Genomic DNA, 15,752 nt, shown 5'->3' on the forward strand with positions numbered 1-15,752 from the left:
AGTTTTCTATAATCATTCTTTAAATATTCTTATATATAACATTTTTACAGCTTGTGCTAAAAGCATATATGCTGCAACAAAACTTAATGCAATTGGTAAGAATGATCATTTTGGTACACCCATTTTCATACCATCACTAATTGCATCAATACTCATAAATCCATATGGCACAATTATAGCCATAGAACAAACAAAGATTGTTGACACTGTAACTTGTCATGAACCATTAGATTGAATAAATGGAATTTTTTCAGTTCTATACATTTGCATTACTGCAGTTTGTGTCATTAACCCAACAACAAATCAGCTACCATTAAATATTTCTAATCCACCTTCACTAGGAGGTTGTACCCCAGCACCTATTCCTGGATTAACAATATGATATCCATATAGTAAAACTAAGAATGTTGAGATATCAAATATTGAACTTACAGGTCCATTTATGACTGTAAACCATATTATATTTTTTGTTTTTAATGGTCGAGGTTTATCAGTAAATTTACTATCTACTTTATCAAAAATAAATGCAAACATTACTATATCATATAATAAATTTTGAGTTAATAAATGCAAGGGTTGCATTGGCTCTGACATTGTTAAAAATAGGGCAACCAAAACACTAAGAACATTACCAAAATTTGAAGCAATTGTAACTTTAATATATTTTAAAATATTTGCTAATGAAACTCTTCCTTCATGAACTGCGTGACTAATTGGAAGTAATGATTCTTCCATTAAAATAATATCTGCAGCTTCTTTGGCTATATTTGATGCTTCATCAAAAGAGATTGCAACATCTGACTCTCTTAAAACCGGAGCATCATTTATTCCATCTCCCATAAATCCTACAACATGTCCTTGCTCTTTAAGAGTTTTTATTATTGTTGATTTATTTATCGGACTTAATTTAACAAAAACATTTCCTTTACGAACTGCTTTATGAAGTTGGTCTTCATTCATTGCTTCAATTTCTTTTCCTGTATATAATTTTTCAATTTTAAAATCTACTTTAGAACAAATAGCTCTAGTAATAATTTCATTATCACCTGTAAGAATTTTTGTTGAAATTCCTTTTTCAGCTAATTCCTTAATAATTTTTTTTGATGTTTTTTTTGGTTCGTCAAAAAATGTACCAAAACCATAAAATACTAAATCTTCTTCAATATCTTCATCTTCTAATTCATTATGTGCAATTCCAATAACTCTAAACCCATCATTATTATAATCATTAGATTTTTTCATAATTTTATCAATGTGATCTTGTTTTAATTTTACTATTTCGCCATTTATATAAATACGATCACATACTTTTAAAACTTCTTCAATAGCTCCTTTTGTAAAAATTTGTTTTTCTCCATTTTTTGAAAGGATTACTGATAATATTTTTCTTTGAAAATCAAAAGGTACTTCTCACTCTTTTGAATATTCATCAAGATTTGGCATACTAATTTTTTTACTTAACAAAACAGCTTGATCAATTGGATTTTGAAATCCTGTTTGGAAATAACTATTTAAATATAATATATGTTCAATCATTTCATTCTTTTGACTTTTTATATCAAAAACATGATCAAGATTAATTTCTCCACTCGTGATTGTTCCTGTTTTATCTGTACATAAAATATCAATAGCTCCCATATTTTGAACAGCATTTAGATTTTTTACTATAACATTTTCTTTTTTTATTTTTGAATAACCTCTAGAAAGATTTGCAGTAACAATTACTGGTAACATTTCTGGTGTTAACCCTACTGCAATTGATATTGCAAATAATGCTGCTGAAAGTCATCTTTGATCAATTGTTGCTGGTCTTAATCCAAAAACTAAAAAAACTATTGGTGTTACTGCTAACATAAATGAAATTAACAACATTGTAATTTTTCAAACTCCCTTTTCAAAAGAGTTTTTACTTCTTTTTTCTGTAACTTTATCATTAATTGCAGAAAAGAAAGTTTTCTGTCCAGTTTGAATAACTAAACAAAGTGCAGAACCTGAAACTACTTCGGTTCCCATATAACAAACATTTTCATACTCTAAATAATTTTCTTTATTATTTATTGTTTTCTTTTGTACTGGAAAAGATTCTCCTGTTAAAGATGATTGATTTAAATATAAGTTATTTGATCAAATAACTTTTACATCAGCTGGAATTAAATCTCCATTTGAAACATATATTAAATCTCCAGGAACAAGCTCTGATGTTTCAATTTGTTCACTTTCTTTAATTAATTTTATTGAGTTCGCATTATCAATATCTTTAATGACAAAGTCAACATCTCTAATAACCTTTGTCATATGTTTATTTTCAAATGTCATTTTTTTAATAACGTGAAAGGATCTTATTTCTTGAACAAAATAAATAGTTCCACTAATTATAATCATTGTTAAAACTAATAATGCTCCAACAAGATCTGATAGTTCTGGATCTGTTGCATATTGATAGAAACTGAATGTATCAATTACAATCAGTATTAAGTTAAATGGACTGAAAAATGCCTTAATAAAAGACAAAACATAATTAAATTTTTTCTCCTTTAGTAAATTATCTCCATATTTATTTTTTTGAGCTTCTACCTGTTCTTCTGATAAACCAAAGTTAGAAATCTCTAATTTTTTTAAAGTTTGTTGCTGATCTAATTCAACAAACTTTGCTAGTTGATTATTATAATTGTTATTTACTTTTTTATTTTTAGTTTTCATAACATCGTTCTCCTTATTTATGAAAGCTAACTTATAATCTTATTTTGACAATACAAAAAAAAGCGATAAATTAGCATTACTTCTTATCTTGCTTTGAATAATTAAACTTCGTACCTGTTCGGAAGGAATACTCATATTTACCACCTCTCTTTAAATCTTTAATTATTATACATATATAAAATAAAAAAAGACACCTTAATGGTATCTTAAAATCTAAATGGTCGGAATAAGTGGACTTGAACCACCGACCTCACCCTTATCAGGGGTGCGCTCTAACCAGCTGAGCTATACTCCGTAAAACAATATTAATTATAAAATATTACCTTTTAAAATTCAATAAAAAAAGCATTTTTAATTAAAAATATTTCATTAAAAAAACGTCATTTAATGACGTCTATTATTCATTTAATGGTGGTTTTGGACGGAATTGAACCGCCGACACATTGAGCTTCAATCAATTGCTCTACCAACTGAGCTACAAAACCAATAATGGCGACCCCAACGGGACTCGAACCCGTGATCTCCTCCGTGACAGGGAGGCGCGATAACCAACTTCGCTATGGGGCCAAAAATGGTTGCGGGGGTAGGACTTGAACCTACGACCTTCGGGTTATGAGCCCGACGAGCTACCAACTGCTCCACCCCGCGATAAAAATGGCGGAAGATGAGGGATTCGAACCCCCGCTCGGGTTTCCCCGACTCTCGGTTTTCAAGACCGACCCCTTCAGCCAGGCTTGGGTAATCTTCCGTATTTTGTTTTGCCCCATCCTGATCATTATAGAGTCATCATGAATGGTGGACCTTATTGGACTCGAACCAATGACCATCCGGTTATGAGCCGGATGCTCTAACCAACTGAGCTAAAGGTCCAAAATAATAAAAACAATAAAATATATGGTAGCGGGGAAGAGACTTGAACTCTTGACCTCCCGGGTATGAGCCGAGCGCTCTAACCAACTGAGCTACCCCGCCATATATGGTGGACCCGAACGGGTTCGAACCGTCGACCCCCTGCGTGCAAGGCAGGTGCTCTCCCAGCTGAGCTACGGGCCCATATATAAAAAATATTAAATTATAAATGGTCGGGAAGACAGGATTCGAACCTGCGACCCTTCGGTCCCAAACCGAATGCTCTACCAAGCTGAGCCACTTCCCGAAGTATGAATATTTAATAATATTCATGGTAATTTTCAATAATGGCGCGCCCTAAGGGACTCGAACCCCTAACCTTTTGATCCGTAGTCAAACGATCTATCCAATTGATCTAAGGGCGCATTTTTGTGTGAAAACAACCAAAAATATTATATTACAATTTGTAAGTTTTTTATCAACTTTGCATAAAATTGACAATATTTATTATAGCAAATAAAAAGATAATTTGTGTCTTTTTACAAAAATAAATAAAATAAAAAGAAGTATTTAAACTCCTTTATTTCAATAATGGAGGTACCAGTCGGAGTCGAACCGACGATCAGGGAGTTGCAGTCCCATGCCTTAGCCTCTTGGCTATGGTACCATTACCTAAATGATTATACTAAAAAAAATAAAGGAATTACAAACATAATACCTTTTGGTTTTAAAATTAATTATTATAATTAAAAAGTAATTTAGTACCTATTTAAGTGAATTTGAAAATAGCATAAATGAAATTGATGACAATGGAATAATAAATAAAAATGAACTTATTATTGGAATAGTTATATTTTCAAAATATACCACTGTATTAATTTTATTGATAAATAAATATATCATAGTTTTATCTAAAAAAGCATCACTAAAGCTAAGATAAAAAATTCAATTTAGATATTTTTGTGGAGACGTAAAACTTAAACTACTACAAAAAACATTATCATATAAAATTGTTTCTAAGAAAAAATCCGAAAATATAAGTATATATATAATAAATATTAATATTAGTGAATTTGATAAGTATACATTAGTGATTTTTCCTGCAATTAAAAGAGATATAGAAAAATATAATAAAATCATTAAAAAAATTGAAAATAAAAATATAATAAAGCCACCAATACTCTTAAATTCAAAGATAAGTTTACTATAATTACCAAAGCTAAAAGTAGCATCTATTAGTAATAAAAATGAGTTTGAAATGGTATAACTTAAAATACTATAAATAAAAAATATTAAAAGAAATGAAAGAAAAAAACATATTTTAGTTATACCAAAATTATTAAGTTGCCTTAAAAAAACTGTCTCTCTTCACGTAATAATAAAATGTGCAGAGAAAAAAGTCATAAAAATTAGTGGTAATGTAGAAAAAGTAACACTTTTTTGTACATTTTCATTATTAATAAGATTTTTTAAAAATAAAAAATACAAACTTGTAATAAAAAATAAAGGAATAAAAATTACAAAAATATAAGTTCAAGTAGATAATATTGTACTTCTAAAAATATAGGAAATTGTTTTTTTAAATTTCATTAGATTCTATAAATTTATATTAAATTTATATTCCTCACCTTCTATTGATTGATTTTTATTTCTTGGTCTTATGCTTAACAGGACCTTATTATTTTTTGCTTTTAAATCTCTTAAAAAATAATTTGTAGAGGTAGTTTCTCCAACTCTATATCACTTTTTCTCATAATATACAAGAATATCAAAATAATCAAAATCATTATCTTTTAAATAATTTCATGAGAAGCGAATATTATAGGTATCAGAATTATCTCTTTTTATTGCATACTCTACATCTAAATCAACTTCTTGAGACGAGTTATTTTTTTCAGAATTAATATTCATTATATTATTTATTTGAATTTCTCCAACATTAATTTTAAAAATTGATTTTTTATTTGGATTTATTGACAAACCCACTTTTGAGATAGTTTCAAATTCTGAAGATAAATTTAAATCATTTAAATTCACTTTTAACTCCACTCAATCATTTGTTAAATAGGTTCTTGATAATAAGTTATCCACTTTAATTTTCTTTGAAATCTTACTATTTTTATTAATACCTGTTAAATTAAGGTTAATATCTATATCATCTAAATTATCAACTTTGTAGACTACTTTTATTTCTTTATCATTTGATAAAAAGTCAGTTCCCAAAATATCCCATTCGTAGTTTTTAGTATCTCATTCTGTTGAAAGTATTCTTCCTTCCTCATCAAAGCCACTACCAATTGCTATTGAGTTCCCCTTATTATAAACTTCATCATAATCAAAACCTCCATAAAATTTATTTATAGGTAGTGCTTGATTTGAATTTTGTGAATCATAAATTCTTCATCTATATGTAGGTAATACATCTGCAAGTCTTCTATTTGTTCATGGATAATTTTCAACAGTATAATTTTCATTTTTAAATTTAATTCCATTACCTGTAGAAAAGTTAGTCTTAAAATTTCTTTGATTTAAATAGTTATCTGTTATTATTGTTTTTTCAGGAATTAAATCTCCAACTCCAAAACTATTGCTGTTTATTGAACTGCTATTTTTTGAGTAATCATAAACAAAATCATATATTTTTTTAGTATCTTCGTTTTCCTTTAATTTTTTTTCTAATTTATTTTTATTTTTAAATTTAATTCTTGGATCTGCTATAATAGCATTTTTATCATAGTTACTTTGCTTTAAATTATTTGAAAGTAAATTTTTTGATAGACCCTTGTTATTTTTAGAAACAAATAAATTAGTGCCACTAAATTGAATATCATTAAATAAATTACCAACTTGATTTGCAAATAAGTAATTTCTTAATTTGTCTGTATTTGGTATAGTTTTGATATAGTTATAAGCTTCATTTGCAAAAATTCCAGAACCGTTGTCTAAGTAAGTTGCAAAAGAAGAATAAATATCCTTGTCAAATTTTTGTTCTGATTGAGAATATTTATATGCTAGATCTTTAAAATCCAAAGACCCATAATAAAAAGAATTTGCTCCCTGATCTATTAATGTAAAAACATCTTCAGAATTATATTCTTGGTGTTGTTTTAAAAAGTATTGAGAATTTTCTGGCAATTCTCCAAAGTTAACTTGCATTTTTATCTTTTTCTGATTTTCTCCCATCAAATAATTAGCCTGAGCCATTTTAACCATTTCTTTATCAACATAGATTCCATTATTTTCTTTTAAAGTTGCATCATTTCTATAGTAAAATAATTCTAATTTATTTATTTTATCATCATTTGACTTTGCAACTGTTTCCTGAAACTGTTTTATAATTTCAAACATTTCATTATAATTTAATATTGTTCCATTTGGTAATTGACCATTTGCTTCATTATTAATGAATCACCCATCAAAACCCATATAGGCTGCAATATCAATTAAAATATCAACTATTTTATACCTACCACTTTTATCTTTCTGTATGAAATCTCTTAGCATTTCTCTTGTTAAACCATGATATCCATCAAGAAAAATATTACCATATACCTCTGAGCCATTTTTATGAGCAAACTCTACAGTATCAGCTGGGGGAGGAATGATAGGACCTTCAAATCATGAGCCTGATCAGTTTATAAATTGATTAACATATTGTCAATTAGTTGTAGAATTCTCAAAAGGGTTTTTTGTACCAACAATTGTATTATCAAAGGTTCTATGTTTTCTAGTTGAAAAACCTAAAGCATTATACTTTAGTCTTTCATCTTGATTTTCAGAAATTTTGGTTGGAACAAAAACTCTTTCTGTTATATTTGAATTTGATACATTAAATTTTGCATCTTTGTCTTTACTTGAATCTCAATCAAGTATACTGTTTAATCTACGAAAGGCTTGAGCCTTTGACTCTATTCCAAAATCAGAAGCATAATTTCCATTAGGCATAAATCCCTTATTTAAAGGAACTCCAGTAACAGCTTGCTTATTTATATTTTGATTTCATTGAAATCCTGTATTAAATTTATTGTAATTAATGTAAGAACCTTGCAATTTTGGTTTTACTTCTTTTATTGTTGGACCAGTAGCATTTTCTTCAATACTTTGAAAGTAGTTATTAAAGATTATTCCATCACCTACTTCAGAATCTGCTCAATTAAAATCTGATAAATTAGATAAAAACTTATTTGAATCTACATTACCAATTGAACAAGATATTATAGAGATTGTTGAAGATATAACTAATGATCCTGCTAATAAAAATGATACTAATTTTTTCATAATTAATTTTTAACTCCAATTCTAAAAAAATATTTGTAAAAGACGAATGCTAAAACTATAAAAATTATTTCAAAGGGTATTGTTATATATATACCCTTAAAAGACACTCAGTCTCCTTCTTTATAATTTGGTAAAATCTGAGTAATACCATATTTATCTATAAATTGATAAGATGTAACTAACATATTTGTTCAAACGAAATATTTAATAGGATTTAAATAGCCCAGAACCTCATAACTAATATTTCCACTTAAACTATATGGAGGAATTAATATTTCTGAAGTTATTAATAAATAAATAAAAACTAGAAAAATATAAATCATACAAAGTGGTACTTTTGTGGATAAAGAAGTTAATGCAAAAAATAGGCAAGATATAAATATTGTTTGAAGTACTAAATTAATAATTAAAATAAGTCAAATAAAAAATTCTATATTACCAAGAAGATTATAATCATATCTAATTACCTTTGTTGCATCAAATATAACATGTAGAAGTATATTTAGTGTAAAAGATGAAAAACCTAAAATTAAGGATATCACTATTAATGAGATTAATAAATTTAATTTATTAATTATCCCAAAGTTTATCTTTATAAGATAATTTCGTTTTTTTCATTCTAATAAAGTTAGAGATACATATAAAGGTGCAATTATAAAAGATATTGATAAATAATTTAATAATTGTGGAGGTAATAATAAATAAATTGAATAGTTCATTCAAACGTATATGAATAGAAAACATAATCCTGCAGATAATAAATATACATATATATAAGTTTTAAATGAAGTAAATATATTTCTTAATAATAAGAAAAATAACTTGTATAAACTACTATTTTTCATTTTCATAATAGTAAATCAATCTTTCTCTTAAACTCTTATATTTCTTTTTTATTTCAGTTACCTTTTTATCTTCAAATATAACTCCATCTTTTAAGATTATTACTCTGTCACATAGTGATTCAACTTCTTCAGGAATATGAGAAACAATTAACAAAATAATATTATTTGTTGCCTTATAATTTTTAAAAAAACTAATTAATCTTATTTGCATTTCCAAATCCAAACCTGTGATAAGTTCATCAAGTATTAGAATATCAGGTTTATTTATAATTGATAAAAAACAGTTTGCTCTTTGCCTTTGCCCACCTGAAAGAGAGAACATATCTTTTTTAATTATTTCTTTTAAATTAAAAGCTAATGATAGCTCTTGAAATTCTTCAGTGTCAAAGTACTCTTTATTTCTAAAAAATTTAACTAAATCATACACTCTTGTTCCTATTGGTCAACTTCCATCTTGAAATTGCATTCCTATTTTCTTATTAATTTTGTTTTTTTCATTATCTAAATATTCAATCTCACCACTTGATGGTTTTATAACTTTTGCAATAATTTCTGCTAACGTTGTCTTTCCACAACCATTGGAACCCAATATGGCAATAGACTCATTATCTAAAATATTTAAATTTATTCCTTTTAATACTTCATTTTTTTTATATTTTTTACAAATATCTACAAGTTCTATCACTTTAAATAAACCTACTTTCTAAAATATATAAAATTATATACATCTTCTATATATGGTTCTAATACTTTATTTACTTTTGCAATAGGTTGTGGTGTCAAAGCTTGACAATCATTTACTTCTTTAATGCCACTTTGCATATTTGAACCTATTTTTAATTCAACCTCATTATTAATACTTGAGTAATAATAATTATTGTAATTTTTAACTTTTGCAAAATAATTATTTGATGATTTTAATATTTCTATCTCATCAATTTTTAAATCTTTATTATTTTCTTTTAATTGTTCTTTAATTTTATCCTCATCATCTTCATTTATAATAGTTGGATTTGTTAAATCACATGTCATTTTTCTTCTTAAAGTATGGGGCTTAGTTCAATCACTATTACCCTTATTATCAAATTGTCTATAACTTCCAAAAGTATAGAAATCCAAATTAAAATCCTTTTCAACATTTTGTCCAAGCTCTTGAATTCATATTTTTACTCATTGAAAATATGTTATTGCTGAAAATTCTTTTAAAGCTCAAATAACTACATTTTTATCAGTTGCAATAAGAGGCAAATCTGGTTGAGTCAAATAATTTATTCTAGACTCTATAAAAAGTGTTCTCAAATAATATGCAGTGAATATTTGTAAATCATCACTTTCAGCTGCTTTCAAAATTATTTGATCAATATCTTCTTGAGGAATTTCTACAATTGGATTCTCGTAAGCATTTGGATTATATTTATAAAAAAGGTCAGAATAACTTTTCTTATAAAACTCTATTAGATTATTATTATATTTGTTTTGTTCCTCGATCGATTCATCTGCTAATTTTTTTCATAAATTTAAATTATTATTATTAAGTTCAGGAAATTCTCTTTTTGGATTTATTATAGAAATTAGTCTATTTTCCAATTTATTAGAGAAAGAGTTATTTATAAAAAAATAACTTAAATTAAAAATGAAACATACAATTATACAAAGCACTGAACCAATCAAAAAAATTTTTTTTGTAGTAAAATTTTTCTTCATAAATTTTTATCCTATTTTTTTCTTTTATTTATATTTTTTTTCATAATATTCCTTTTGCTTAAATTTTTAATAAATTTAAACACACACAAACTTTTTTAATAAAAACTATATTTATTTTCATAAATATAGTTTTTATTATATGCTTTTTTTTTTTTTTTTCCACATAACAAACTTTTTTTATATAAAAATGCAAAAAAATGCAAAAAAATGCATTTTTTAATTAATGTTTAGTTGAAATTATCTGATTGAATTTATCAACTAAGTAATTGTCAAATTTTTCATCAAAACTAAATGAATCTCCTTCTTGAGGCGTAAATCATTTCTCTCATTCATCGCCTTTTGTCATTCCATATTCTAATATCTCTTGAAATCCAGTAGGCATCCCAGTTTCATCAACAAGAGCCTCTTGAGAGTCTCTACTATAAATAAAGTTTATAAAAGCATAAGTTGCTTCTAACTCTCTATTTCCACTTGAAATAACAAGATTATCACTTCATAGATTTGTTGATTCTTTTTTAACTTCTTTATCTAAAATTTTAATATTTTTATGTGTTAAATCTTTTCTAGGTACTTCTGATATTATTGTAAAATCAAAATTATTTGATTGAACCTCTTCTCGATTGACTATTAAGTTATCTTCTTCAACTTCACTTTCATAGTCATCTTGAGTTGCATAAATTAAATCTCCATTATACATTACTGCAATATCAAAATCTTTATCATGAACTTTATCTTGAAGTTGATCTCCATATAATCCTACATTTCTATAGCTTACAAGATTTTTAATTTCATTTGACACATTATCAATTTGTTGCTGTTTACTTAATGCAACATTGCTAACTGTAAGACCATCTTTTGCCTCAACATTTCCATATAGCTTTTCAAAACCATACATAAATACATTTTTGGGGTCTTCATTTAATGCAAGATTAAATCCAGCTTCTGCACCTTTTCATAAGATGTCCCATGATAATTTATTAGGATCTATTTCATAAAACATGCTTTTTTGATTTATTTGTTCTGTGAATATATTTTGCTCCTTTAAGAAATTTACTAATTTTGTATTTTCCTTAAATTGACCATTCACCATATCCCCTAAGTTAAATACAATTCTAACATCTCCTCAAAATCAAGGAATTGAATAATCTAATAAGTTAGAAGAAATATCATCAGCATCTTTGAATTTATGATTTTCATGAGCGTCTAAAATATTGCAATTATAGTGTAATATTTCTTTCTCTATTTCGTCCTCTTGAAATAAAGTATCATTACAAACTTTAGAGCTAGGATTTTCAATTGGATTTTCAATTGTTTCAACTTTATCTCAATCAATTTTTTGTAAGGCACCTTCTGTAGCTAATTTTTCAACCATGTAATCACTTGGCACCATTATGTCATAGTTAAATGTGTATGTTTTATTATATAGAGACTCATTTGAATCATATTGTTGATAGTTAACTTTATACCCTGTTTCTTTTTCAAACTTAGTAATTAAATTAACATCAATATAACTTCCTCAATTTCCAATTACTAAATCATAAATATTATTCATTACATATGCTGTTGTTAATAATGAAAATGAGATTAATAGAGCTGAACCCATAGTAAGTTGCTTTCAGTTTCTTTTAATTCATCTATTTGACTTAGGAACATAAGTTTCTTCTAATACATCAGGAAAATACTTATCTTTTTTAGCTTTGACATAATTATTAACTTTTTCTAATTTTTCCTCTTTTATAGCTAAATTAGAATTAATTGATTGAGTTGCTTCTTTAAGTTTTTCTTCTCTAATTTTTTGTAATTCAGCTAACTTAGATGAGTAACTTTCATCAACTTTATTTAATAAATTAATTTGCTTATCTATAGAATCCACAAGTGATATTTTTCTAAATACTTTTTCCTTAATTAATTTTAATTGTTCATATTTTTTTCTTGATTTTTCTTCATTTTCTTTTTGTAATAAAGCCAATTTTTCAATAGTCATTCTTAGTTTATATTGATTTCTTCCCTCAAGTAAACTGTCTCTTTTAATAGAAAGTTCTTTTATTTTTTTATTGTATCAAGAAATTTCTTTTGAGTTTGGATACTCTAAATTTGCCAACTCTTCTTTTAAATCAATTACTTGTTGACCAATTTCCAAAGCCTTATCTTTGTCATTTTGATTTCTTTCATTAATTCATTCAATTTCTTTTTCGTACTTATAAATTTTTCTTTCTAATTTACTTAAAACTTGCTCAAATTTTCTTATTTTTTTCTCATTTGTCATTTTTTTAATTTTTAATTCAATTTGTGATTTCTTAATATTTAACTTTTTAAATATTGTAAAATATCTTTTTTCTGTTTTAATTTCTGATGAAATTAACTCTTTCTTTCACTCTAATTTACTAATTTTTTTATTGTTATTTTTACTATTTAATAACTTAAATTGAATTTTAAGCAATTTAAATTTAGCCAAAAGTTTTAAATTTTTAGTCTTTTGTGTTCTAGTACCAGTTGAAAGACAACTTTGAAGATACTTAATTTCACTTTCAATTCTACTAATCACTTTTATTTTATATTCACCTTTTTTAATTTGAACTTTCACATCTTTTGATTTCTGTAAAGCAATTTGAATTATATTTCAAATTAAAACTATAAGCACAATTGAAGCTACCAATAAAGTTCCAAAAGCATTTATATAGGGTTGCATTCTTTTAGCAGTATAAATAAAAGTAGATACGTTAGTTTGTCCTCCACCAGTAAAGTAAGAAATAATAAAATCATCAAAACTCATTGCAAAACAAATTGCTGCTGCTGTAATAATACAAGGTGTTAAAATTGGAAGAACAACTTTATAAAAAGTTTGTCTTTGATTTCCACCAAGATCTTTAGAAGCTTCAAGAATGTTTTTATCAATTCTGTTCATAAATGGAAGAACTGTAATAATTACATAAGGCACATTAAAAGAGATGTGCGCTGCAATTAAAGTAACAATTCCAAATTTTAATCCTGCAAGAACAAATAATAACATTAATCCTACTGCAGTAATAACATCAGCATTTACCAAAGGTATATTTGCTATCCTTACTCAATTATCTGCTGATCTCTTTTTAATTTTTGTTAATCCTACAACAGCCATCATACCAATTAGTAGTGACATTATTGTAGAAACCATTGCTACAAATAATGATACAGTTATTGATTTCATAAATGGAGAGTTATTGACTAAGGCACTATATCATTCCAAACTAAATCCACTTCAACTTGTAACACTACTACCAGAGTTAAATGAAAATATAATCATCACTGCAATTGGTACATAAATAAATAACATCATTATTAAGAAGTAACTTGATTTGATGAATTTTTTCATTTTTTTGACCCCCTAACTTCAAATTTATTTGAAATTAATTTCATAATTCCCATGATTGCAAATAAAAGTAATGCCAAAGCAATCGCTATTGTTGCTCCAAAAGTGAAATCAGTTCCTCTAAAGAAATAGTTTTCAATAATTGAAGTAATTAAATTTATTTTTCCATCACCCATATATCTAACAATTAAAAGCGATGTGGCAGCTTGAATTAATACTAATGTAAATCCAGCAAAAACCCCTGGCAATGATTGTCTAAAAGTTGTATGTCAAAACGCTTTTGACTTACTTGCTTTTAAATCTAAAGCAGCCAAATAATAGTTTCTATCTTGATTTTCAATTGCATTATAAATTGGTGATATCGCAAATGGTAAAAACATATAAACCATTCCAATAATAACTGCTATTGGTGTTCCCAAAAAACTTGGTGAAATCACTAAGAATAAACTTCGCAATCCAAGAATTTTTAATATCATACTTATTCAAATTGGTAATGTAACAAGCACTCATACATTTTTTGCTAATAATTTATTTTTTAATTGAGCCATTATTAAAGCTATTGGATAAGCACAAGCGACACATATAATACTTGCTATAAATGCATACATTAACGATAAAAATAAAACATATAAAATTGACCCTGATGTTAAAAGCTTAACAAAGTTTGAAAAATCAAGTTTAAATTTAATACTATTACCTGTTGCTTCAATTATTGAAAAAATAATTATTCCTAATAATGGAAGAACAACTAAAAATCCCATTACAACCATAAATGGTAACATTATTGGTCAAACTTTTGATTTGATTCCTTTTACAATTTTAAATTCCTGAATTTTTTCTTTTAATTTTATTTTTGGTATTTCTGTTTCTATTTCTGTTCCTTCAGATTCTATATTTTCAATATCATCTAATTCTTTTTCGACTTCAACATTATTTTTTTCTTCTATAATGTCTTTATCGTTATTTAAATTATTCATCTATCTCTTTTCACATAATATGTAAATCGTCGGGATTTCATTTAATAGAAACTTCTTTATCAAAATCATGGAATTCAGTTGTGTGTACAATATAACTTCTATTTTTTGTTTTAATAGTGATTTCATAATGGACACCTTTAAATATAATATTTTCAACTATACCATTAAAGAAGCCTTTGTCTGGTTTTTGAATTTTTAAATCTTCAGGTCTTAACACAATATCAATATTTTTTTCATTTTCTCCAAAACCTTTATCAGTACATTCAAATTCTTTACCATCAAATTTAACTTTTAAATCTTTTATAAATTCACCATCTTCAATAACATTTGATACACCAATAAAATTAGCAACTCAGTTATTTTCTGGTTCATTATAAATTTCTTCTGGAGAACCAATTTGTTGAATTGCTCCATCATTCATAACAACTATTCTGTCACTTAAAGTTAAAGCTTCTTCTTGATCATGGGTAACTAAAATAAATGTTATTCCAATTTCTTCTTGAAGCTCTTTTAATTCATCTTGCATTCTTTTTCTTAATTGAACATCAAGAGCTGACATAGGTTCATCCAAAAGTAGAATTTTTGGTTTCAAAATAAGTGCTCTAGCAATTGCAACACGTTGCTTTTGACCACCACTTAATTCATGAACCCTTTTATTTTCCATACCTTCTAATGAAAATTTTTTGATATATTGCATTACTTCTTTAGTTATCAAATCTTCTTTAACTCTTTTAACTCTTAATCCATAAGCAATATTATCGTAAACATCATAATGAGGGAAAAGTGCATAATTTTGAAAAATTGTGTTTATTTGTCTTTTATTACTTGGAATTGGAGTAAGATCTTTTCCTTCAAATAATAAATCACCAGAGTCTTGTTTTTCTCTTCCCCCAATGATATTTAAAGTAGTTGTCTTACCACACCCAGATGGTCCTAAAAGAGTTATAAACTCTCCTTCTTTAATATTAAAACTAACACCTTTTAAAACAACTTTTCCATCATAACTTTTAGTAAGATTTCTAATCTCTAAAATATTATTGTTGTTCATAA

At 26.2% G+C, this 15,752-nt stretch carries 8 protein-coding genes and 11 tRNA genes; all 19 read right to left on the reverse strand.

What is annotated here, in order from left to right:
• Positions 1 to 6 precede the first annotated feature (6 nt).
• The 19 genes from mgtA to potA all read right to left on the reverse strand — a co-directional run bounded on the left by mgtA (position 7) and on the right by potA (position 15,750).
• Entirely contained in the window at positions 7 to 2,700 is a 2,694-nt protein-coding gene (mgtA, locus tag AACL04_RS03865; RefSeq protein ID WP_339029726.1) for a magnesium-translocating P-type ATPase, read from the reverse strand.
• 218 nt (positions 2,701 to 2,918) lie between these two features.
• Positions 2,919 to 2,995, reverse strand: a tRNA-Ile gene (locus tag AACL04_RS03870).
• A 114-nt stretch (positions 2,996 to 3,109) separates the two neighbouring features.
• Positions 3,110 to 3,185, reverse strand: a tRNA-Phe gene (locus AACL04_RS03875).
• Positions 3,186 to 3,190: 5 nt separating this feature from the next.
• Positions 3,191 to 3,267 (reverse strand) — tRNA-Asp (locus tag AACL04_RS03880).
• 5 nt (positions 3,268 to 3,272) lie between these two features.
• Positions 3,273 to 3,348, reverse strand: a tRNA-Met gene (locus AACL04_RS03885).
• A 7-nt stretch (positions 3,349 to 3,355) separates the two neighbouring features.
• Positions 3,356 to 3,448 (reverse strand) — tRNA-Ser (locus AACL04_RS03890).
• Positions 3,449 to 3,493: 45 nt separating this feature from the next.
• Positions 3,494 to 3,570 (reverse strand) — tRNA-Ile (locus tag AACL04_RS03895).
• 25 nt (positions 3,571 to 3,595) lie between these two features.
• A tRNA-Met gene (locus AACL04_RS03900) sits at positions 3,596 to 3,672 on the reverse strand.
• 5 nt (positions 3,673 to 3,677) lie between these two features.
• Positions 3,678 to 3,753: transfer RNA gene (locus AACL04_RS03905), tRNA-Ala, on the reverse strand.
• 26 nt (positions 3,754 to 3,779) lie between these two features.
• Positions 3,780 to 3,856, reverse strand: a tRNA-Pro gene (locus AACL04_RS03910).
• 41 nt (positions 3,857 to 3,897) lie between these two features.
• Positions 3,898 to 3,974: transfer RNA gene (locus AACL04_RS03915), tRNA-Arg, on the reverse strand.
• A 167-nt stretch (positions 3,975 to 4,141) separates the two neighbouring features.
• Positions 4,142 to 4,216, reverse strand: a tRNA-Cys gene (locus AACL04_RS03920).
• 929 nt (positions 4,217 to 5,145) lie between these two features.
• Positions 5,146 to 7,827: an endo-beta-N-acetylglucosaminidase gene (locus tag AACL04_RS03925; RefSeq protein WP_339029728.1), complete on the reverse strand. Its 2,682-nt coding sequence runs from the start codon at positions 7,825 to 7,827 to the stop codon at positions 5,146 to 5,148.
• 2 nt (positions 7,828 to 7,829) lie between these two features.
• A complete protein-coding gene (locus AACL04_RS03930; protein ID WP_339029730.1) occupies positions 7,830 to 8,150 on the reverse strand; it encodes a hypothetical protein in 321 nt (106 codons plus the stop codon).
• Between the two features lie 511 nt (positions 8,151 to 8,661).
• On the reverse strand, positions 8,662 to 9,357 hold the full coding sequence (locus AACL04_RS03935) for an ABC transporter ATP-binding protein (RefSeq protein WP_339029732.1): 696 nt from the start codon (positions 9,355 to 9,357) through the stop codon (positions 8,662 to 8,664).
• 11 nt (positions 9,358 to 9,368) lie between these two features.
• A complete protein-coding gene (locus AACL04_RS03940) occupies positions 9,369 to 10,376 on the reverse strand; it encodes a hypothetical protein (protein WP_339029734.1) in 1,008 nt (335 codons plus the stop codon).
• Positions 10,377 to 10,596: 220 nt separating this feature from the next.
• Complete coding sequence (gene potCD / locus AACL04_RS03945; protein WP_339029736.1) at positions 10,597 to 13,728, reverse strand: spermidine/putrescine ABC transporter permease/substrate-binding protein; 3,132 nt, start codon at positions 13,726 to 13,728, stop codon at positions 10,597 to 10,599.
• On the reverse strand, positions 13,695 to 14,702 hold the full coding sequence (potB, locus tag AACL04_RS03950; protein WP_339029737.1) for a spermidine/putrescine ABC transporter permease: 1,008 nt from the start codon (positions 14,700 to 14,702) through the stop codon (positions 13,695 to 13,697). The genes potCD and potB overlap by 34 nt, the downstream gene beginning before the upstream one ends.
• Positions 14,695 to 15,750, reverse strand: coding sequence for a spermidine/putrescine ABC transporter ATP-binding protein (gene potA, locus AACL04_RS03955; RefSeq protein WP_339029739.1), 1,056 nt, complete (start codon positions 15,748 to 15,750; stop codon positions 14,695 to 14,697). Before potA ends, potB begins: the two co-directional genes overlap by 8 nt.
• Positions 15,751 to 15,752: the final 2 nt, after the last annotated feature.

The sequence above is a fragment of the Spiroplasma endosymbiont of Cantharis nigra genome (assembly GCF_964019925.1).
Classification (GTDB): domain Bacteria; phylum Bacillota_I; class Bacilli_A; order Mycoplasmatales; family Mycoplasmataceae; genus Spiroplasma_A.